Raw genomic sequence first — 20,038 nt, 5'->3', positions numbered from 1 at the left:
CTTGTATATTAGATGAGTTTTTTTCTTTACGGCCAAAAAAGCGTTCCAAAATGCTCATATTTATTCCTTTTGTTGAACAATAAAGGAATATAAAATAGCACTTGAATTCTTATAAAGAAAATAACATTACAATATGTTTACCACAAAATATATTCGCAATTTTTATGATAGTTCCTCTTCTTTCATTTAATTTTAAAATCGAATATTAAGAGTATATATAATTTTCACATTGCATTCGAAAAAAATAAAAATTACCTTGTTAACATTCTGTAACCCCGACGCTATCGGGGTTACAGACAATAACTTACTCGATCCCTTTACTACGCAAATAATCGTCGTAGTTGCCGCTGAAGTCCACCACGCGCTCCGGCGTAATTTCAATGACGCGGGTTGCCAGCGAGCTGACGAACTCACGGTCGTGCGAAACAAAGATCAGCGTGCCCTGATACAGCTCCAGCGCCATATTCAGCGATTCGATCGACTCCATATCCAGGTGGTTAGTCGGTTCGTCCATGATCAGGATATTCGGCTTTTGCATCATCAGTTTGCCGAACAGCATACGGCCCTTCTCGCCACCGGAGAGGACTTTCGCAGGCTTTTTGATATCATCCTGGCTAAATAACAGGCGGCCCAGAATACTGCGCACTGCCTGCTCGTCGTCGCCTTCCTGCTTCCACTGACTCATCCATTCAAACACCGTCAGGTCATTTTCGAATTCATATTCGTGGTCCTGCGCGTAGTAACCAATACGCGCGTTTTCCGACCATTTAACGGTGCCGTGATCGGCGTCCAGATCGCCAACCAGCGTCTTCAGCAGCGTAGATTTACCCACGCCATTGGTGCCGAGTACCGCCAGCTTCTCGCCGACTTCGAGCAGCAAATTGACATTTTTAAACAGCGGACCGTTATCAAAACCTTTCGTCAGCGCCTCCACTTCCAGAGCGTTACGGAACAGTTTTTTATCCTGCTCAAAACGGATGAACGGGTTCTGACGGCTGGAGGCTTTCACCTCTTCCAGCTTGATTTTATCAATCTGCCGCGCGCGCGACGTTGCCTGACGCGATTTAGAGGCATTGGCGCTAAAACGGCTAACAAAAGATTGCAGCTCGGCAATTTGCGCTTTTTTCTTCGCATTATCGGCCAACAGACGTTCACGCGCCTGGGTCGCCGCCGTCATATACTCATCATAGTTACCCGGATAGACGCGCAAGTCGCCGTAATCCAGATCCGCCATATGCGTACAAACCATATTCAGGAAGTGACGGTCGTGCGAAATGATGATCATCGTGCTATCGCGCTCGTTCAGCACCTGCTCCAGCCAACGGATAGTATCAATATCCAGGTTGTTGGTCGGTTCGTCGAGCAACAGGATGTCCGGATTAGAGAATAACGCCTGCGCCAGCAGCACACGCAATTTCCAGCCTGGCGCGACTTCACTCATCAGACCGTAATGCTGCTCCAGCGGGATGCCCACCCCCAACAGCAGTTCGCCCGCGCGCGCCTCAGCGGAATAACCGTCCATCTCGCCGTATTTTACTTCCAGATCGGCGACTTTATAGCCGTCTTCTTCGCTCATTTCCGGCAAAGCGTAGATACGGTCGCGCTCCTGCTTGACTTCCCACAGTTCGCCATGCCCCATAATGACAGTATCAAGTACGGTGAATGTTTCAAAAGCGAACTGGTCCTGACGCAGCTTACCGATGCGCTCATTCGGATCGAGGGAAACATTGCCCAGCGTCGGCTCCAGGTCGCCGCCGAGGATTTTCATAAAAGTGGACTTTCCGCTACCGTTGGCGCCAATCAGGCCGTAACGGTTGCCGCCGCCAAATTTGACGGAAATGTTTTCGAACAGCGGCTTACTGCCGAACTGCATGGTAACGTTGCTGGAAACTAACACAGGCTTATCCTGAAAAAAGATGTGACAAACCGCTTATTATGCCACAAGTCTGAAATAAGATCGCGCCCTGTACAAAGGGCTACACTGAACCGTAAGGGAAAAAAACGTGATTTCGTACACATCTGAATTCCCTGTTTACTGGAATGCACCTATAATGCGCTCCCAACATGACAGAATTCTCAACCTACTAGCCTGCTTGGCACAGAATCTCGCATAACATGAATATGAAATTAACAACGCTTTTCGCGGCGGCTTTCGCTGTAGTTGGTTTTTGTAAAACAGCCTCAGCAGTCACTTACCCGCTGCCTACCGATGGTAGCCGTTTAATTGGGCAAAATCAGGTCATCACCGTTCCGGAGGGCAATACCCAGCCGCTGGAGTATTTTGCCGCGGAGTATCAGATGGGGCTGTCCAACATGCTGGAAGCCAACCCGGGCGTGGATACCTTCCTGCCGAAGGGCGGTACCGTGCTGAATATTCCGCAGCAGCTGATCCTGCCGGATACCGTACACGAAGGCATTATCATCAATAGCGCGGAAATGCGCCTCTATTACTACCCGAAAGGCACAAACACCGTTATCGTCCTGCCGATTGGGATCGGTCAGTTAGGTAAAGACACGCCTATCAACTGGACGACCAAAGTTGAACGTAAAAAAGCCGGTCCGACCTGGACGCCTACGGCAAAAATGCACGCTGAATATCGCGCCGCCGGCGAGCCGCTGCCTGCGGTCGTGCCTGCGGGCCCGGATAACCCGATGGGCCTGTACGCGCTGTACATCGGTCGCCTGTATGCTATTCACGGCACCAACGCCAACTTCGGCATCGGGCTTCGCGTGAGCCACGGCTGCGTACGTCTGCGCAACGACGATATCAAATTCCTGTTTGAAAATGTGCCGGTCGGTACCCGCGTGCAGTTTATCGATGAACCGGTAAAAGCCACCACCGAGCCGGACGGTAGCCGTTACATTGAGGTGCATAACCCGCTGTCAACGACGGAAGCGCAGTTTGAAGGTAAGGAAGCGGTGCCGATCACGCTTAATAAGAGCATCCTGGCCGTTACCAACGAGCCTGACGTTGATCAGACCGTCGTACAACAGGCGGTTCAGGATCGTTCCGGAATGCCGGTTCGCCTGAACTGACAGACTCTGCCTGCGAAGCCCGATAGATACTATCGGGCTTTCTCTTACGGCATCAGTTGCAATAATCCATATCCCACCAGCGCCGCCCATGCCAGCATCGGCAGCGAATAGAAATGAAATCGCCACCAGATTCGGCGATCGTTCGCCATCCGTAAAGCAATAAGATTTGCCAGCGACCCCGGCAGCAGACCAAACCCGCCGATATTCACCGCCCACGCCAGCAGCGTCGAGGCCGGTACATAGTTCAGCAGGAGAATGGTACTGGGCACATTACTGATAACCTGCGACAGGCCGATAGCGGTTAGCCAAAGTCCCAGGTGAGACAGTGCGCCAACCTGGTTGAAAACGCCCTGCAACGCCGGCAATTGCGTTAGCAGATGGACATCAATAAACATCGCCATAAATACCAGCAGCAGCGTCCAGTCCACGCTGACTATCACCCTGCGCGCCAGCACAATAAACCCAGCCGCCACCAACACCAATCCCCATAACTCTTGCCTGAGTTCCAGCGCGGTAAGAAAAACGACATATAATGCCAGGCAACTCCACACCAGACGGGGCTGCCACTGCGGCGAACGCGTACCGGTATGATACTGTAACGCCCTACCCGGAAAACAAAACCAGCACAGGAGCAGTAACGTCAGCATCATCATGACGGCAAGCGGCGCCATTTGCCCGCTAAATTCAGCAAAGGTTAAGCCGGAGCGTCCCCACAACAGAATATTTTGCGGATTACCGACAGGCGTCAGCAGCGAACCGGCGTTCACCGCCAACGCTTCAAAAATAATCAATCGGTTGACCGGAATCGCGCACAGTTTTTTTAACGTTATCGTCAGCGGCACAACGATAAACAGCGCGACATCGTTTGTCAGAAAGGTCGACAGCGCCGCCGCAGCCAGCACCAGGAACATCGCCAGTTGCCGCTCGGTATGAAATCGGCGCGTCATCTTGCGTCCCAGCACATCAAAATAGCCGCTCAGCTCAACGCCTTTAGTGAGCAACATTAACCCACTGAGGGTAATAATGGTGTGCCAGTCAATCGCGCCAGGCCAGGCGCGAGGCGCAAAAGGAACAAACAGGCTTAACGCCATCCCCACAATGATCAACAACTGAAAAAAACGGTCACGCCGCAGCGCCCGTAAAAAGGCCAGATTCATTCTGCAGATGTTCCATGCTGTTGCGTGAAGGCCAAAAAGGCATCCAATGTCTCCTGGCTGACATGGTGTTCCATCCCTTCCGCATCACGACGCGCGATCTCCGGGCTTACGCCTAATACCAGTAAAAAATTTTCGACAATTTGATGCCGCTCGCGGCTTTCCTGCGCCAGCTTCTCCCCTTCCGGCGTCAGAAAAACGCCGCGCCAGGGGATCATTTGAATAAATCCTAACGATGCCAGGCGCTTAAGCATTTTGGCCACAGTCGGCTGGGAGACGCCGAGCCGCGCCGCCATATCCACCTGACGCGCTTCCCCTACCTCAATAATTAAATCGGAAATCAGCTCAACGTAGTCGTCTATCAACTCACGGCGATGCGCCTCTCTGACCTGACGAAATCCTTCAACGTGTTCTTCTACGTTCACCAATTGCGTCACTTTTTTTGTTGTTGGCGTACCTGCGCGACGACCCATTTTGCTTCCTCGTTTCTGTGACGCGTTAGCGCGTCAGCTGACAGAGCGCTCATTGTAAACCAGAGTTGTCCGGGCACAAAAAATTAACGTTTTAGCAATAGCTATAAAACATAGCCTGTGCTATATCTGTATGTAATGCAGACATCCCTCACGGATCGATGGGATAGAAACATCAGGAGGTTTATATGAACGAATTTAAGAGGTGTATACGCGTGTTCAGTCACTCTCCCTTTAAAGTCCGGTTAATGCTGCTCTCTATGTTGTGCGATATGATCAACGGCAAACCGGAGCAGGATAACCCTTCCACGAAATAAGGCGGCGGTGCGGTACGCCGCTTTATTTTGCATCCTCAACGGAAATGGCGCCCATTTCCCCTGTTTTTTTGTGGTTTTGCTATTCTCTTCGCAAAACATTTTCTTTCCGGCGGTTGACCTTCTTACCCGCACGCTCTATCTTCTGGCAGCCCTGAATATTTTGCGACTCGCCGTTGCGAACCCAATACCTTTTTTACGCATAATCAGGCAGGTAATGACCCTTCGCGCCAGGGTTAGCACATGGCGTTTTTGCAATAGTGGCATATGAATTCAACCCTTATCGATTCACTTCTGGCCCGTCGTCGGGCTGTAAGCCCATGGGCGGGCCTCTACTTTTTACAGTCGCTGCTGATTAACCTCGCGCTCGGCTACCCCTTTAGCCTGCTTTATACCGCGGCGTTTACCTGCCTGTTGCTGCTGCTCTGGCGCTACCTGCCTCGCGGACAAAAAGCGCTGCTCGGCATCTGTTCGCTGGTAGCTGCTTGCTATTTTCCCTTTGGCCAGGCTTACGGCGCGCCGAACTTTAATACGCTGCTGGCGCTGCACTCCACCAATATGGAAGAGTCGAGTGAAATCCTGACCATCTTCCCGTGGTATAGCTACCTGACCGGACTTTTTATTTTTGCGCTGGGTATTATTGCGCTTCGCCGCCGAAAAGAAGAGGTCAGGCCGCGCTGGAATAGCCTCGACAGCCTGTGCCTGCTGATTAGCGTCGCGGCATTTTTCGTCGCGCCGGTACAAAATCTGGCGTGGGGCGGCGTTTTTAAGGTTATTGATACCGGCTATCCGGTTTTTCGCTTCGCTAAAGACGTTATCGTCAATAACAACGAAGTCATTGAAGAGCAGCACCGTATGGCGCAGCTATCCGGCATAAAAGATAGCTGGACGGTTACTGCGGTGAAACCCAGATATCACATCTATGTCGTGGTGATTGGTGAAAGCGCGCGACGGGATGCCATGGGCGCTTTCGGCGGCCACTGGGATAATACCCCCTTCGCCAGCCATGTGAATGGCGACTTCTTTATGGATTACATCGCCGCCAGCGGCTCAACGCAAAAATCGCTTGGTTTAACGCTCAATCGCGTGGTGGATAACAAACCGCAGTATCAGGATAACTTCGTCACGCTGGCTAACCGCGCAGGTTTTCAGACATGGTGGTTTTCCAATCAGGGGCAAATCGGCGAATACGACACGGCCATCGCCAGTATCGCCAAACGCGCCGATGAAGCGCATTTCCTGAAAAACGGCGATTTTGAAGCGGATAAAAATACTCGCGACGACGCGCTGTTAACCATGACGGCGCAGGTATTGGCGACAGAACGCACGCAACCGCAGTTGATTGTGTTGCATTTAATGGGATCGCATCCCCAGGCCTGCGACCGCACTCAGGGAAAATACGCGACGTTTGTCCAGTCGAAAGAGACGTCTTGTTATTTATACACCATGACGCAAACCGACGATTTGCTCCGTCAGCTCTATACTCAGCTTCGTCATAGCGGCGACAGTTTTTCGCTCGTCTATTTCTCCGATCACGGACTGGCGTTTAAAGAGCGCGGCAAAGCGGTACAGTACCTGGCGCATGACGACAAATTCCAGCAAAACTTCCAGGTGCCGTTTATGGTGCTATCCAGCGACAGTAAAGCGCATCGGATCATTAAAGCTCGCCGTTCTGCGAACGATTTCCTGAGTTTTTTCTCGCAATGGACAGGAATTAGCGCTAAAGAGATCAAAAATCGCTATCGATTTATTTCCGAGCAAAAAGCCGGGCCCGTTTATATCACCAATTTCAAATTACAGAAAGTGGACTATAACCATCTGGGCAGCGATATTTTTTCACTAAAATAATGCATGTTTCAGGCAAAAAAAATCCGCCCCGAAAGGCGGATTTTTCATTTTCACCGACGTGATTAGAAGCGGTAACCCACACCAGCAATCCAGGTGCCAACGTCAACGCTACGAATACGGCTCTGCTCGTAAGAGAAGTCCAGAGCAACATTTTCCATCGGGTTGAATTGCAGACCAGCGCCATAGGAGAAGCCATAATCGCTGGTGTCATGCTTGTAGGTTGGGTAATCGGTCGTCTGGAATTTACCGTAACCCACACCGACTACACCGTAGATGCTCGCCCAATCGTTCAGACGGTAAGCCGGGCCGGCAGTGATGCCGTAGTACTGACCTTTGTTGTAATCGCCCGCACCGTTAGTACGATCTTTTTCGGTGTAGGTGAAGGAACCGATTACGCCCAGCGGGTTGTCGTCCTGCTCGTAACGATACTTCAGGTTGAAACCGCTCATTTTATTCGCTACGCCCTGCGCGTCGCTCTGAGCGTAACCACCGGTAACGGTAGAAGTAGCAGCTACTGCAGTACCTGCGGAAAAAGCCAGAACAGCGGCCAGTGCTGAAAGACATGCAATTTTTTTCATAACCACCTCAAATGTGCTTCAAGTAAGTCCTAAGTTTTAAATATATCAAAAATTAATGGGAAACTCTTTGCGATTCACGGTGTCTAAGGGCGCCTTTCATGTAACAGAACGTTTCCATATCGCGCTATCTTATTCAATTAACATCACTTTTCCGGCTGATTGCACCAATAATGCGCGTGCGGCGCGATACATTCATCCAGATTATTCCTAAACTAACAGTCTATTTATCCATCAATTTAAGTTCATTTTATGGAATCCTGGAAATTTTTTTTCAACGAATCCTCAACCGCCGCGGGGAATTTCCATTACACTGCCACCTTTACTCGTACTGACATTTTTTGACAGGAGAAAGGATGCCGGGGTCAACACGTAAACTACCAGTCTGGTTGCCCATTTTGGTTTTGCTCATTGCCATGTCCTCTATTCAGAGTGGCGCTTCACTGGCGAAATCGTTATTTCCTCTTGTCGGCGCGCCGGGCGTAACGGCGCTTCGTCTGGCGTTGGGAACGCTTATCCTTATCGCCTTTTTCAAACCCTGGCGTTTGCGTTTTGCCAAAGAGCAGCGGCTGCCTTTACTGTTTTATGGTCTGTCGCTGGGCGGGATGAACTATCTATTCTATCTGTCGATTCAGACGGTGCCGTTGGGTATTGCGGTCGCGCTGGAATTTACCGGTCCTCTGGCGGTCGCGCTGTTTTCATCCCGGCGGCCGGTAGATTTTATTTGGGTCGTACTGGCTGTGCTTGGGCTCTGGTTCCTGCTGCCATTAGGGCAAGATATGTCTCACGTCGATCTTACCGGGGCCGCGTTAGCGCTCGGCGCTGGCGCCTGTTGGGCTGTCTATATTCTTACCGGCCAGCGAGCAGGCGCGGAACATGGTCCGGCCACGGTGGCGGTAGGCTCGCTGATTGCCGCCATCATTTTCGTGCCGATTGGCGCAGTTCAGGCTGGCGACGCGCTATGGCACTGGTCGATTCTTCCCTTAGGGTTAGCGGTCGCTGTGCTTTCTACGGCGCTGCCTTATTCACTGGAAATGATTGCACTGACGCGCCTGCCAACCCGCACCTTCGGTACGCTGATGAGCATGGAACCCGCGCTGGCCGCCGTTTCCGGGATGATTTTTCTGGGCGAAACGCTTACGGGCATACAAATCCTGGCCCTGTGCGCCATCATTGCCGCCTCAATGGGTTCTACCCTAACGATTCGACGCGAACCGCAAATTAAACAAGTTGACGTAAAATAGTTTCTTATTCTGCATGATGTGCATAATCATGCAGAATATCACCTCGTTATTCACCTTTTATTATTGCGCTATTACTTCGTCATTTTTTGTCATATTTTTTCTCATTTTTTACATTAAAATGAGAATTATTACCCACCAAACAGCAAACTCATCTAACCAATTGATTTTTAATCATAATAAATATTAAATCTTGTCTGTACTATTAAAGTGATAGGTAAATTCAAAAAAGCAAAGTTAAAAACCGGTGCTATACTTATTTTCGTTAATTACCTGGGACACAAACATCAAGAGGATATGAGATTATGAGTACCGCTAAACTGGTAAAAACAAAAGCGTCTAATCTGCTTTATACCCGTAACGATGTATCAGAGAGCGATAAAAAAGCGACGGTTGAGTTGCTTAATCGTCAGGTGATCCAGTTCATTGACCTGTCGCTGATCACGAAACAGGCCCACTGGAACATGCGCGGTGCTAACTTTATTGCCGTTCATGAGATGCTGGATGGCTTCCGTACCGCACTGACCGATCATCTGGATACTATGGCCGAGCGCGCCGTACAGCTTGGCGGTGTGGCGTTAGGCACCACGCAAGTTATCAACAGCAAAACTCCACTGAAAAGCTATCCGCTCGACATCCATAACGTGCAGGATCACTTAAAAGAACTGGCCGATCGCTACGCTGTTGTCGCTAATGATGTTCGCAAAGCTATCGGTGAAGCCAAAGATGAAGACACTGCCGATATCTTTACCGCCGCGTCACGCGACCTCGATAAATTCCTGTGGTTTATCGAATCCAACATCGAATAAATCTATCTCTACCCTGAGTACTTCGAGTTGCAGGAAGGTACAAACGCAGCGAATCCGCAGAAGCCTGACTTCCGTCGGTCACTGAAGCGAACGCACCTGCAACTTGATGTACACAGGTATATAAGTCATCCCTATACCCCTGCCTGGCACAGGGGTTTTGCACTTAAATAGTGCACGCGTCTTGTACTCCCCTCCGATAAAAGTGAATTATTTGTAATAATTACATCACACAATCGTTAATTAAAGATTGTTTTAACAACAATTTTTACGCTAAATAGACCCTGTATCTCTACTTTGTTATTCATGCACTAAATCAGTGCCCCAAAACGGTGCGACATACTGGTTTTGCCCGACTTATTGTGCACAGGAATGATTCACGCTTCTGTTAAAACAATGAGTTACATAATTGGCATGATTTTTTCATTACGCTACATGTTCTCGCAGGGGATCGCCCCGTGGATAGAAAAGGAAATGCTATGAAGTCTCTATTAAAAGTTTCACTGGCTGCACTTACCCTGGCTTTTGCGGTGTCTTCGCACGCCGCGGATAAGAAACTCGTTGTGGCAACCGATACGGCGTTCGTTCCGTTTGAATTTAAACAGGGCGACAAATACGTCGGTTTTGATGTTGATCTGTGGGACGCTATCGCGAAAGAACTGAAGCTGGACTACACCCTGAAACCGATGGATTTCAGCGGCATTATTCCGGCATTACAAACCAAAAATATCGATCTGGCGCTGGCGGGTATTACGATTACGGACGAGCGTAAAAAAGCGATCGACTTTTCCGATGGCTATTACAAAAGCGGTCTGCTCGTGATGGTGAAAGCCAACAATAACGATATTAAAAGCGTGAAAGACCTCGATGGCAAAGTCGTTGCCGTGAAGAGCGGAACCGGGTCGGTGGATTACGCGAAAGCGAACATCAAAACTAAAGACCTGCGTCAGTTCCCGAACATTGATAACGCGTACATGGAATTAGGCACCAACCGCGCAGACGCCGTTCTGCACGATACGCCGAACATCCTGTACTTTATCAAAACTGCAGGCAACGGCCAGTTCAAGGCGGTAGGCGAATCGCTGGAAGCACAGCAATACGGAGTTGCCTTCCCGAAAGGCAGCGATGAACTGCGCGAGAAAGTCAACGGCGCGCTGAAAACGCTGCGTGAGAATGGCACCTATAACGAAATCTACAAAAAATGGTTCGGTACAGAACCTAAATAAAACGACCTGATGTTGGCTTGTGGCCCGGTAGTGAGGACGCTCACCGGGCCTACAGCTCTTTTCCGTGACGGATAAGACACTTTCACGCCATTTCCGCGCCGGATAGAGCATTTGACTATTTACACCACGGTAACAGGAACGACATATGCAGTTTGACTGGAGCGCCATCTGGCCCGCCATTCCGCTTTTGCTTGAGGGCGCTAAAATGACCCTGTGGATCTCGGTCCTCGGTCTGGCTGGCGGCCTGGTTATTGGACTGGCGGCAGGTTTTGCCCGTACGTTTGGCGGCTGGTTCGCCAACCACATCGCCCTGGTTTTCATTGAAATTATTCGCGGCACGCCCATCGTTGTCCAGGTCATGTTTATCTACTTTGCCCTGCCGATGGCATTTAATGATTTGCGTATTGATCCGTTCAGCGCAGCGGTCGTGACAATTATGATTAACTCCGGCGCTTATATCGCGGAAATTACTCGCGGCGCAGTACTATCCATTCACAAAGGTTTTCGCGAAGCGGGTCTGGCGCTGGGCCTTTCTCGCCGGGAAACCATCCGCCATGTTATTTTACCGCTTGCTCTGCGCCGTATGCTGCCGCCGCTGGGCAATCAGTGGATCATTAGCATCAAAGACACCTCGTTGTTTATTGTTATCGGCGTAGCCGAGCTGACCCGTCAGGGCCAGGAAATTATTGCCGGTAACTTTCGCGCCCTAGAAATCTGGAGCGCCGTGGCCGTCTTCTATTTGATCATTACGCTGGTGCTGAGCTTTATTTTGCGTCGTCTTGAAAGAAGGATGAAAATCCTGTGATTGAATTTAAAAACGTCTCCAAGCACTTTGGCCCCACCCAGGTGCTACATAACATTGATTTAAACATCCGTCAGGGCGAAGTGGTTGTGATTATCGGCCCTTCCGGTTCGGGTAAATCCACGTTATTACGCTGTATCAATAAACTGGAAGAGATCACCTCCGGCGATCTGATTGTCGATGGTCTGAAAGTCAACGATCCTAAAGTAGACGAACGGCTGATTCGCCAGGAAGCCGGCATGGTGTTTCAACAGTTTTATCTGTTCCCGCATCTGACCGCGCTCGAAAACGTGATGTTCGGTCCTCTGCGCGTGCGCGGCGTAAAGAAAGAAGAAGCGGAAAAACAGGCGAAAGCTCTGTTAGCGAAAGTTGGACTGGCAGAACGGGCGCACCACTACCCCTCCGAGCTTTCCGGCGGTCAACAACAGCGCGTCGCCATTGCCCGAGCGCTGGCCGTGAAGCCGAAAATGATGCTCTTTGACGAGCCAACCTCCGCTCTGGACCCTGAGCTGCGCCATGAAGTGCTGAAAGTCATGCAGGATCTGGCGGAAGAAGGCATGACCATGGTCATTGTCACTCACGAAATCGGCTTTGCCGAAAAAGTCGCCTCACGGCTGATTTTTATCGATAAAGGCCGTATTGCCGAAGATGGCAGTCCGCAGGCGTTGATCGAAAACCCGCCAAGCCCACGTTTACAGGAATTTTTACAGCACGTCTCCTGAGATATCGCCCTTCCTGCCCTGCGGCAGGAAGGGCATCATGGAATAGTCCCATTTCATTTTCCCTCCCCTGCGCCATCTATACTTAGTGTTTTGCGTCTCTTTTCTCACTGGAGGAGTCATGCGGTGGACCCTGTTCATCCTTTTTTGTCTACTGGGCGCGCCTGCCCATGCCGTCGCCATACCCGGCGTGACCACGGGGACATCAACCAGCCAGCAAGCAGCGCCAGAGCCCAGTCCTGAACAAAAAAAAGCGGCCTATGCGGCCCTGGCTGACGTACTGGAGAACGAGGCTTCACGTAACGAATTAATAGCGCAACTCCGCGAAGCCTCAACCACGCCGCCGACCGAGCCGGCGCCAGCGCTTGCGCCTCCTGCGGCCAAAGATGAAAAAACGGTACTGGAGAACGTCACCACCGTTACCCGTCAGTACGGCGATGCTTTCGCTACCCGTTTCGCCCAGCTTTATCGCAACATCACCGATGCGCCGCACAAGCCATTTAACTCGCAAACCTTCACCAACGCGTTAACCCACTTTTTATTTCTGGCCGTCGCGGTATTTGGTTTTTATAGCGTGATACGGCTTTGCGCCCTGCCGTTATATCGAAAAATGGGCCTGTGGGCGCGCAAGAAAAACCGTGAACGCAGCAACTGGTTACAGCTCCCGGCGATGATCGTCGGCGCGTTTATTATCGACCTGCTGCTACTGGCGCTCACCTTATTTATCGGTCAGATGCTCAGTGATAATTTCCATGCGGGAAGTCGAACTATCGCTTTTCAGCAAAGCCTGTTCCTGAATGCCTTCGCGCTGATAGAGTTCTTTAAAGCGATTCTGCGGCTTATTTTTTGCCCTAATGTACCGGAATTACGCCCATTCGCGATTCAGGATGCGACAGCGCGTTACTGGAATCGCCGTATGAGTTCCCTTAGCAGTTTGATTGGCTATGGGCTAATTGTTGCCGTTCCGATTATTTCCAACCAGGTGAATGTTCAGGTCGGGGCGATGGCGAACGTGGCGATCATGCTGTGCATCACCATCTGGGCGCTGTACCTGATCTTTAAAAACAAAGCGGAGATTACGCAACATTTATTAAGTCTGGCGGAACGATCATTAGCCTTTTTTAGCCTGTTTATCCGCGCCTTTGCGCTGGTGTGGCACTGGCTGGCCAGCGCTTACTTTATCGTGCTGTTTTTCTTCTCGTTATTCGACCCAGGCAATAGCCTGAAGTTTATGATGGGCGCGACCGTGCGCAGTCTGGCGATTATTGGCATCGCGGCGTTTATCTCCGGTATGTTTACCCGCTGGATAGCGAAAACCATCACCCTGTCGCCCCATACGCAGCGCAATTACCCGGAATTACAAAAGCGGCTTAACGGCTGGCTCTCCTCGGCGCTAAAAGTCGCACGCTTTTTGACCGTCTGCGTCGCCGTTATGCTGTTGCTCAACGCCTGGGGATTATTCGATTTCTGGCACTGGCTACATTATGGCGCGGGGGAAAAGATGGTCGATATCCTCATCCGTATCGCGTTAATCTTATTCTTCTCCGCCGTGGGATGGACGATTCTCGCCAGTCTGATTGAGAATCGCCTGGCCTCCGATATTCATGGTCGCCCGCTACCCAGCGCCCGCACGCGCACGCTGCTGACGCTGTTCCGCAATGCGCTGGCAGTGATTATCAGTACCATAACCATCATGATCGTGTTATCGGAAATCGGCGTCAATATCGCGCCATTGCTGGCTGGCGCGGGGGCGTTAGGTCTGGCTATCTCTTTCGGTTCGCAAACCCTGGTGAAAGATATTATTACCGGCGTCTTTATTCAGTTTGAAAACGGGATGAATACCGGCGACTTAGTCACCATAGGCCCGCTGACGGGGACGGTCGAAAGAATGTCGATTCGTTCCGTCGGCGTGCGGCAGGATACCGGGGCATACCATATTATCCCGTGGTCCTCGATCACCACTTTCGCCAACTTTGTGCGCGGTATCGGCTCTGTTGTCGCCAACTATGACGTGGATCGCCATGAGGATGCGGATAAAGCGAATCAGGCGCTGAAAGACGCGGTAACGGCGCTGATGGAGACGGAGGATATTCGCGGGCTGATTATCGGCGAACCCACGTTCGCCGGTATTGTCGGTTTAACGAACACGGCGTTTACTTTACGCGTATCGTTCACCACCCTACCGCTCAAGCAGTGGACGGTGCGTTTTGCCCTTGATAGCCAGGTGAAAAAGCATTTTGATCTGGCTAATGTGCGCGCGCCGGTGCAAACGTATCAGGTTCTGCCCGCCCCCGCCGGCGGCCCGCCGCCTGATTCACTGCCGCCGCGCGAACCGACGATTTAGCGTTTACGGGTGATAAAACGGCGACGCTGGTCGTCATCCATAAAGGTCCAGGCGATAAAGCGGCTTTGCTTTTGCCCCTGGGCCATCTCTTTTTTCACCACTTTCACCGCGCCAGCCTCCGCCAACGCCCGGTAAAGCGGTGGTAAATTCTCGCCGCGCGACACCAACGTCGTAAACCACAACACCTGACGGCGGAAGGATTGGCTTTCAGCAATCATTTTTTTAATAAAGGCGACTTCGCCGCCTTCACACCATAGCTCCTGCTGTTGACCGCCAAAGTTCAGCGCATCATCTTTATTCTGCCCCAAATTGCGGCGCTTACGCTCGCTGCCCGCGCGGGCTGCGGCGGCGGAGTCGTGAAAAGGCGGGTTACAAAGCGTTGCGTCATAAAATTCATTTTTATGAATGATACCGGTAAAAATGGCCGCCGGATCTTTTTGCCGACGCAGACGAATGGCGCGGCTTAACCCCGTATTAGCCTGAATGATAGCCTGCGCGCTGGACATCGCTGCGTCGCTGACTTCACTACCGGTAAATCGCCAGCCATATTCATGGACGCCGATAAGCGGATAAATACAATTGGCGCCCACGCCCACGTCCAGAATAGTTGCCTGCGCCGGAATACTCCCTGTCGTTTCGCCAAGCAGATCCGCCAGATGATGGATATAATCCGCACGACCAGGCACCGGCGGACATAAAAACCCTGGCGGAATGTCCCAGTGTGTAACGGCATAAAAATGCGCCAGCAATGCCTTATTGAGCGCTTTTACCGCTTGCGGATTAGCAAAATCAACGCTCTGTTCACCGGCGGGCGTGCGGATAAGAAAGGACGTCAATTCCGGCGTGGTCTGACACAGTGCGGCGAGATCATAACGGTGTTGATGGCGGTTGCGCGGGTGTAACCCCGGTTTCTGGGCGGACATGGCATTCTCCTTTTAGCAGCGGCGTAAGATACCCGTATAACGCCACGGGGTAAATATACCACCGCGAATTCCCTGCCTCGCTCGTTTGATCGGCTATCTGAATGACATTGGTTCTGCTCATGGTCTGAAAAGATCGCGCGATGCGATTTTTTCACCTGACGGCGCTACACTTAACCTCAGGTACCCTAAAATCAGGAGAGCGTGATGGCATCCGGCTGGGCAAATGACGACGCAGTGAATGAACAAATCAACAATACCATTGAAGATGCCGTTGCCCGCGCTCGCGGCGAACTTCCTCACGGCGAAAGTCGCGATGAATGCGAATCTTGCGGCGCCCCTATCCCTGAAGCGCGGCGTAAAGCCGTACCGGGCGTTCGGTTATGCATAGCCTGCCAACAGGAGAAAGATTTACATAACGCAACATTTTCAGGATATAATCGTAGAGGTTCAAAAGACAGCCAGTTACGCTGACTTTTCTTTACCGAAACCGCCAGTATTATCCATTCCTTTACGCTCATGCTTTTTAGCGTTCTGCGTCGCAGAATGTGCCGTTAACCTCGACTCTGTAAAGCCAGATGACAAGAACGGTAAATTCAACCGTTGAATTAATTAATAATCAATAGGTTATTTGTCATTCAAAAATTTTGAGCAAGGCAGTCAATTCTATTCGATTTTATCTTTCGCAAAAAACCGTGATACTCATCACATCGACGGAACATCGTCCCATAAACAGAATAACCTGCGAGAGATTAATCATGAAAACCATTAAATATGCTGTTGCAGCCATCGCGCTTTCCACCCTTTCTTTTGGCGCTTTTGCCGCAGAACCGGTTAGCGCGTCTCAGACGCAAAACCTGCATAAAATCGGCGTAGTGTCTGCCGATGGCGCCACCACGCTGGATGGCCTGGAAGCTAAACTGGCTGAAAAAGCCGCCGCTGCTGGCGCAAGCGCTTATAACATCACCTCCGCCGTAGGTAATGACAAAATGAGCGGCACTGCGGTGATTTATAAATAATTTACCTGCCCGCCAGATTTCAGGCTGTAACATCGCTGTTGTTTGAATTCTGACGGGTATTACCCTCGTCTGTTTGCCAACAGACCCACTGCTCCAACCCTCATTAACCCTGTTTGTTACCCTTATTTGCCCGTCCGCCACTGGACGGGCTTTTTTTATTCGCTAAAAGCCTGTTCGACGCGCGCAAGCCCGTCTTCTAACGTCGCCGCCTCTCCCGTCGCAACCAGACAACAGGCCATTTGCGTTTTTAATGATTGCGGCACCGGCTCGTGGCCGGCAAGGCAGCGCTCAATCCAGCGCGCGGTGATTTCAGGATCTTTAGTCGCAGGCAGTGAAAGCGGCTCGTCGTGCGTGTCGCTCTGACGCTCATGCAGTACCTGCACGCCACAGCTATCAATCAGGCTGATTTGCGGACAGCGTTGCGGGTTGGCATAGACTTCGCCTTCGGTACCATGCATCAGCAAAGCCCGCCCGCCAATGCGGCTAAAAAAGGTCGCCACACGCGGAACATATTCAGGGTGAGAAACGCTTGATAAACGCAGCGCGGCATCCTCAGCAAATGGTGTTGCCAGCTTGGCCAGTGAATGCGCGCTGTTGCGCACGCCCATCCGCCAGCGCATCGCCAGCTGTTTTTCCAGCGGCGGGCAGAGCGCGCTCACCGGGATAAACACCGGCTGGCGCCCGTCCAGTTTGGCCTGCGCTTGTCCGCCGTGTAGGGTGGGCACAATCCCCATCAGCTCAAATATTGTTTCCGTCAGTACGCGGGTCGGATCTTCACTGACGCCGTGTACTACAACTGGAAAGCCCAATTTATGCAGCAGGATAGCCAGCAACGGCGTTAAATTCGCCTGTTTACGCGCGCCGTTATAGCTGGGAATAACGACCGGCAACGGCCTATCTGCGGGCGGTGTCAGTTTGATGGCATGATTCTGCATGGCCTCATAAAAGCCCAGCATTTCGGCTTCGCCTTCGCCTTTAATACGCAGCGCCATCAATATACTGCCCATTTCCAGGTCGGGGACGTCGCCATTCAGCATTCGGGTATACAAACCGCGCGCGGTATCCAGATCCAGATCGCGGGCGTGATTTTTACCTCGCCCGATCTCTTTGATGATCTTGCGATAATCCATTGAAAGCTCCTTGAAGTGTGCTCACAGCATTAACGCCGTCGGCGGCGTGCAGGTTTTGCTTTTGGTTTTACTATAACGTCTGGCACGGCAGGCTGCTCTATCGGAAAAACAGGTAAGGCATTCAGTAAACGCTGTCCGTAGTTTTTGGTCAACAACCGCTTATCATAAATGACCACTTCTCCCCGACAGGCATGGCTACGGATCAATCGCCCTACCTGCTGAATTAAATTAAAAGACGCGCTTGGTAAACTTTGTACCTCAAACGGATAACGATTCAGGCTTTTTAGCCATTCGCCTTCGGTGATCACGACCGGGCTGTCGATCGGCGGGAAGGCAATTTTATGGATATGGACCTGCGTCAGCAGCTCGCCTTTAAGATCCAGCCCTTCGGCAAAAGACTGAAGCCCAACCAGCACGCTGCGTTCGCCGCTCTCCACCCGTTTACGGTGTAGCTCCACCAGCCGGTAACGCGGCTGGTCGCCCTGGACCAGGAGGAGTAAGCGTACATCAGCGACATGCTCCAGAAAACGCTGCATCGCCCGCCCGCTGGCGAACAGTACCAGCATACCATGATGTTTTTTGCTCTCCAGTTGCTCACGAAAATAGGCTGCCATTTCGGCAATATGCTGCTCTTCGTTATCAATGGTGGGTTCGTAGCGCATTTGAGGAATCACCAGTTTCCCCTGTTCCACATGATTAAACGGCGAATCCAGCGCCACAAAGCGGTCGCCGGCTTTTTCTTTTAAGCCGCTCATTTCCTGCAGGCGCGAAAAGCTATTGAGCGAGCGCAGTGTCGCCGAGGTGACAATAATGTGCGGTACGCTGCGCCATAACAATCTTTCCAGCTGCTCGCTGACGCGGATACCGACACAATGGAACCAGACGTGGAGTTGCCCTTCGCGTATTTCACGCGTCGCCCATTTGGACACCGGCGCGCCTGAAGACTGCGCCATCGAAGCCAGCCGCCATAATTTACTTTGCGCCTCGAACATTCCCAGCGCCCGGTTCATCTGTAAAATCACCCGATGCAAACGCACAATATCGTGCGACCCGGTTTTTTCGCTGAGATCGTTGAGAAAGGACTCCGCCAGCCCACGCAACGTCTCGGTCAGCTTCGCCAGTCGCTGGCAGATTTCCATGACCTCATCAGGCAACTCGCCCATTGCAAAACGGTGCTCCGCCTCCTGCGCTGCGGGCATATACAGATTAAGAATGGCATTGAGCGAGGCGATCAGTTCGTATACCTCCTCGCAATGGGCGTTAAGTCGCTCAGGGTTCGCTAACGGCGGCGTGGTTTTAGGGCGAAATTGCTCCATGCAGGTCGCCACCAGTTTGCTGAACAGGTCCAGTTGCAAGCGATACCAGGAGGCGGTAATTTCCGCGCTCATCTCCAGCGCATCGCGAGCGACATCGGGCAGATGATGACCTTCATCCAGTACCAACAGCAGATGCTTTGGTTCCGGCAGTACGGCTTCACTTTCCATCGCCGCCATTACCAGCGCGTGATTCGCCACCACGACTTCCGCTTCCTGTATTTCACGTCGGGCGACAAAGAATGGACATTCGCGGTAATAGTGACAGTTGCGGTTCAGACAACTGGCTTTATCGGTACTTAATCGCCGCCACAGATCGTCGTCAATAGCAATGTCGGTATGATCCCGTAGACCATCCCATTTGTAACCGTCAAGATCCCCTTTCAGCCTGGCGCAACGCTTTTGTTCTTCCTGGTTGTTAGGCGTCAGTTCGTCATCAAGAAAGGCGAGCAGATCCTGCTGCGTAGGCTCGCTACTGGCGAGCGCCGCCAGGTTTCGCGGACACACGTAACGCCCGCGGCCAAAGGCGGCGGTAAAGCGCAGATCGGGGATGATTTTTCGTAGCAGCGGCAAATCTTTGCTAAAGATCTGATCCTGTAACGCCACGTTAGCGGTACTGACCACCAGTGTTTTTTGCTCTTCCCGGGCAATGGCGATACCGGGAATAAGATAGGAGAGGGTTTTCCCGACGCCGGTCGGCGCTTCAATAGCCAGATGTCTCCCTTCTTCCCCGGCCAGCGTTCTGGCGACGTCAGCAATCATCTGCCGCTGCGGCGCACGGGGAATAAAGTCGGGAATCTGGTCCTGAAGCGCCTTATACCAGGCGGCGATTTGCGCTTTCAGCGCAGCGGTCAAAGCCATGAGAAAACCTGAAGTACTGTATAAACAGCCACTATTGTGTCACATTTCAGGGGCGGGAAGTACCTTTTTTACCGGTTCTGGAAGGCGGCTCGCAACGCGATGTGTATTTTGCCGGATGGCGGTGCAAGCACCCTATCCGGCCTTGTATCCTGAACAGATAGCTGATTAGCTGTCAGCTATCTGAAACGGGAGAAGCTTGTATCCGGCCTGAAGACTCTGAGCTTCCGATGTAGCTTAAGCCTCCCGTTTCACCTTTCACG

General features: G+C 51.6%; 18 protein-coding genes. 11 read left to right on the top strand and 7 right to left on the bottom strand.

The window, feature by feature from the left end; translation table 11 throughout:
- Positions 1–304: 304 nt before the first annotated feature.
- A complete protein-coding gene (locus tag ACH0WD_RS20120; RefSeq protein WP_000961479.1) occupies positions 305–1,897 on the bottom strand; it encodes an ABC-F family ATPase in 1,593 nt (530 codons plus the stop codon).
- A gap of 218 nt (positions 1,898–2,115) precedes the next feature.
- On the opposite strand from ACH0WD_RS20120, the gene ldtB reads away from it, so the two are divergent.
- The gene (gene ldtB, locus ACH0WD_RS20115; protein WP_001056404.1) at positions 2,116–3,036 is read left to right on the top strand and encodes a L,D-transpeptidase; all 921 of its coding nucleotides are present in this window, start codon (positions 2,116–2,118) and stop codon (positions 3,034–3,036) included.
- Between the two features lie 44 nt (positions 3,037–3,080).
- Here ldtB and ACH0WD_RS20110 read toward each other — a convergent pair whose 3' ends face one another.
- Both ACH0WD_RS20110 and mntR read right to left on the bottom strand, forming a co-directional pair.
- Positions 3,081–4,193, bottom strand: a complete 1,113-nt coding sequence (locus tag ACH0WD_RS20110; RefSeq protein WP_001046521.1) for an anion transporter — start codon at positions 4,191–4,193, stop codon at positions 3,081–3,083.
- Positions 4,190–4,663, bottom strand: a complete 474-nt coding sequence (gene mntR, locus ACH0WD_RS20105; RefSeq protein ID WP_000533542.1) for a manganese-binding transcriptional regulator MntR — start codon at positions 4,661–4,663, stop codon at positions 4,190–4,192. Before mntR ends, ACH0WD_RS20110 begins: the two co-directional genes overlap by 4 nt.
- Before the next feature lie 185 nt (positions 4,664–4,848).
- On the opposite strand from mntR, the gene mntS reads away from it, so the two are divergent.
- Positions 4,849–4,977 carry a manganase accumulation protein MntS gene (gene mntS, locus ACH0WD_RS20100; RefSeq protein ID WP_001001755.1) on the top strand — a complete coding sequence of 43 codons (129 nt, stop codon included), beginning with the start codon at positions 4,849–4,851 and terminating at the stop codon, positions 4,975–4,977.
- 264 nt (positions 4,978–5,241) lie between these two features.
- Positions 5,242–6,822, top strand: a complete 1,581-nt coding sequence (locus tag ACH0WD_RS20095) for a phosphoethanolamine transferase (protein WP_001089327.1) — start codon at positions 5,242–5,244, stop codon at positions 6,820–6,822.
- Between the two features lie 62 nt (positions 6,823–6,884).
- Here the strand turns inward: ACH0WD_RS20095 and ompX are convergent, their stop codons facing one another.
- On the bottom strand, positions 6,885–7,400 hold the full coding sequence (gene ompX / locus ACH0WD_RS20090) for an outer membrane protein OmpX (protein ID WP_000716763.1): 516 nt from the start codon (positions 7,398–7,400) through the stop codon (positions 6,885–6,887).
- 353 nt (positions 7,401–7,753) lie between these two features.
- Between ompX and rhtA the strand changes: the two genes are divergently transcribed.
- From rhtA to ybiO, 6 genes are all read left to right on the top strand, one after another.
- Entirely contained in the window at positions 7,754–8,641 is an 888-nt protein-coding gene (gene rhtA, locus ACH0WD_RS20085; RefSeq protein ID WP_001119554.1) for a threonine/homoserine exporter RhtA, read from the top strand.
- Positions 8,642–8,943: 302 nt separating this feature from the next.
- Positions 8,944–9,447: a DNA starvation/stationary phase protection protein Dps gene (gene dps, locus ACH0WD_RS20080; protein ID WP_000100805.1), complete on the top strand. Its 504-nt coding sequence runs from the start codon at positions 8,944–8,946 to the stop codon at positions 9,445–9,447.
- 476 nt (positions 9,448–9,923) lie between these two features.
- The gene (glnH, locus tag ACH0WD_RS20075) at positions 9,924–10,670 is read left to right on the top strand and encodes a glutamine ABC transporter substrate-binding protein GlnH (protein WP_000838671.1); all 747 of its coding nucleotides are present in this window, start codon (positions 9,924–9,926) and stop codon (positions 10,668–10,670) included.
- Positions 10,671–10,815: 145 nt separating this feature from the next.
- Complete coding sequence (gene glnP / locus ACH0WD_RS20070) at positions 10,816–11,475, top strand: glutamine ABC transporter permease GlnP (protein ID WP_001159076.1); 660 nt, start codon at positions 10,816–10,818, stop codon at positions 11,473–11,475.
- Positions 11,472–12,194, top strand: coding sequence for a glutamine ABC transporter ATP-binding protein GlnQ (glnQ, locus tag ACH0WD_RS20065; RefSeq protein ID WP_000569093.1), 723 nt, complete (start codon positions 11,472–11,474; stop codon positions 12,192–12,194). Before glnP ends, glnQ begins: the two co-directional genes overlap by 4 nt.
- 118 nt (positions 12,195–12,312) lie before the next feature.
- Positions 12,313–14,535, top strand: coding sequence for a mechanosensitive channel protein (gene ybiO / locus ACH0WD_RS20060; RefSeq protein WP_001267701.1), 2,223 nt, complete (start codon positions 12,313–12,315; stop codon positions 14,533–14,535).
- Here ybiO and rlmF read toward each other — a convergent pair.
- Complete coding sequence (gene rlmF / locus ACH0WD_RS20055) at positions 14,532–15,458, bottom strand: 23S rRNA (adenine(1618)-N(6))-methyltransferase RlmF (RefSeq protein ID WP_001275960.1); 927 nt, start codon at positions 15,456–15,458, stop codon at positions 14,532–14,534. The genes ybiO and rlmF overlap by 4 nt on opposite strands.
- Before the next feature lie 204 nt (positions 15,459–15,662).
- Here rlmF and ACH0WD_RS20050 point away from each other — a divergent pair, with 204 nt between their 5' ends.
- A complete protein-coding gene (locus tag ACH0WD_RS20050) occupies positions 15,663–15,929 on the top strand; it encodes a DksA/TraR family C4-type zinc finger protein (RefSeq protein ID WP_000146328.1) in 267 nt (88 codons plus the stop codon).
- A gap of 284 nt (positions 15,930–16,213) precedes the next feature.
- A complete protein-coding gene (ybiJ, locus tag ACH0WD_RS20045) occupies positions 16,214–16,474 on the top strand; it encodes a DUF1471 family protein YbiJ (RefSeq protein ID WP_000849089.1) in 261 nt (86 codons plus the stop codon).
- A gap of 155 nt (positions 16,475–16,629) precedes the next feature.
- Here the strand turns inward: ybiJ and ybiB are convergent, their stop codons facing one another.
- Together ybiB and dinG are read right to left on the bottom strand one after the other, a co-directional pair.
- A complete protein-coding gene (ybiB, locus tag ACH0WD_RS20040) occupies positions 16,630–17,604 on the bottom strand; it encodes a DNA-binding protein YbiB (RefSeq protein WP_000386489.1) in 975 nt (324 codons plus the stop codon).
- Positions 17,605–17,633: 29 nt separating this feature from the next.
- Positions 17,634–19,778, bottom strand: coding sequence for an ATP-dependent DNA helicase DinG (dinG, locus tag ACH0WD_RS20035; protein ID WP_001218637.1), 2,145 nt, complete (start codon positions 19,776–19,778; stop codon positions 17,634–17,636).
- Positions 19,779–20,038 lie beyond the last annotated feature (260 nt).

It is taken from the genome of Salmonella sp. 2020_1395 (assembly GCF_043848115.1).
In the GTDB taxonomy this organism is placed as follows: domain Bacteria; phylum Pseudomonadota; class Gammaproteobacteria; order Enterobacterales; family Enterobacteriaceae; genus Salmonella; species Salmonella enterica.
Note: the sequence above shows the minus strand (reverse complement) of the source record. Positions and strands in the feature narration are given on the sequence as shown.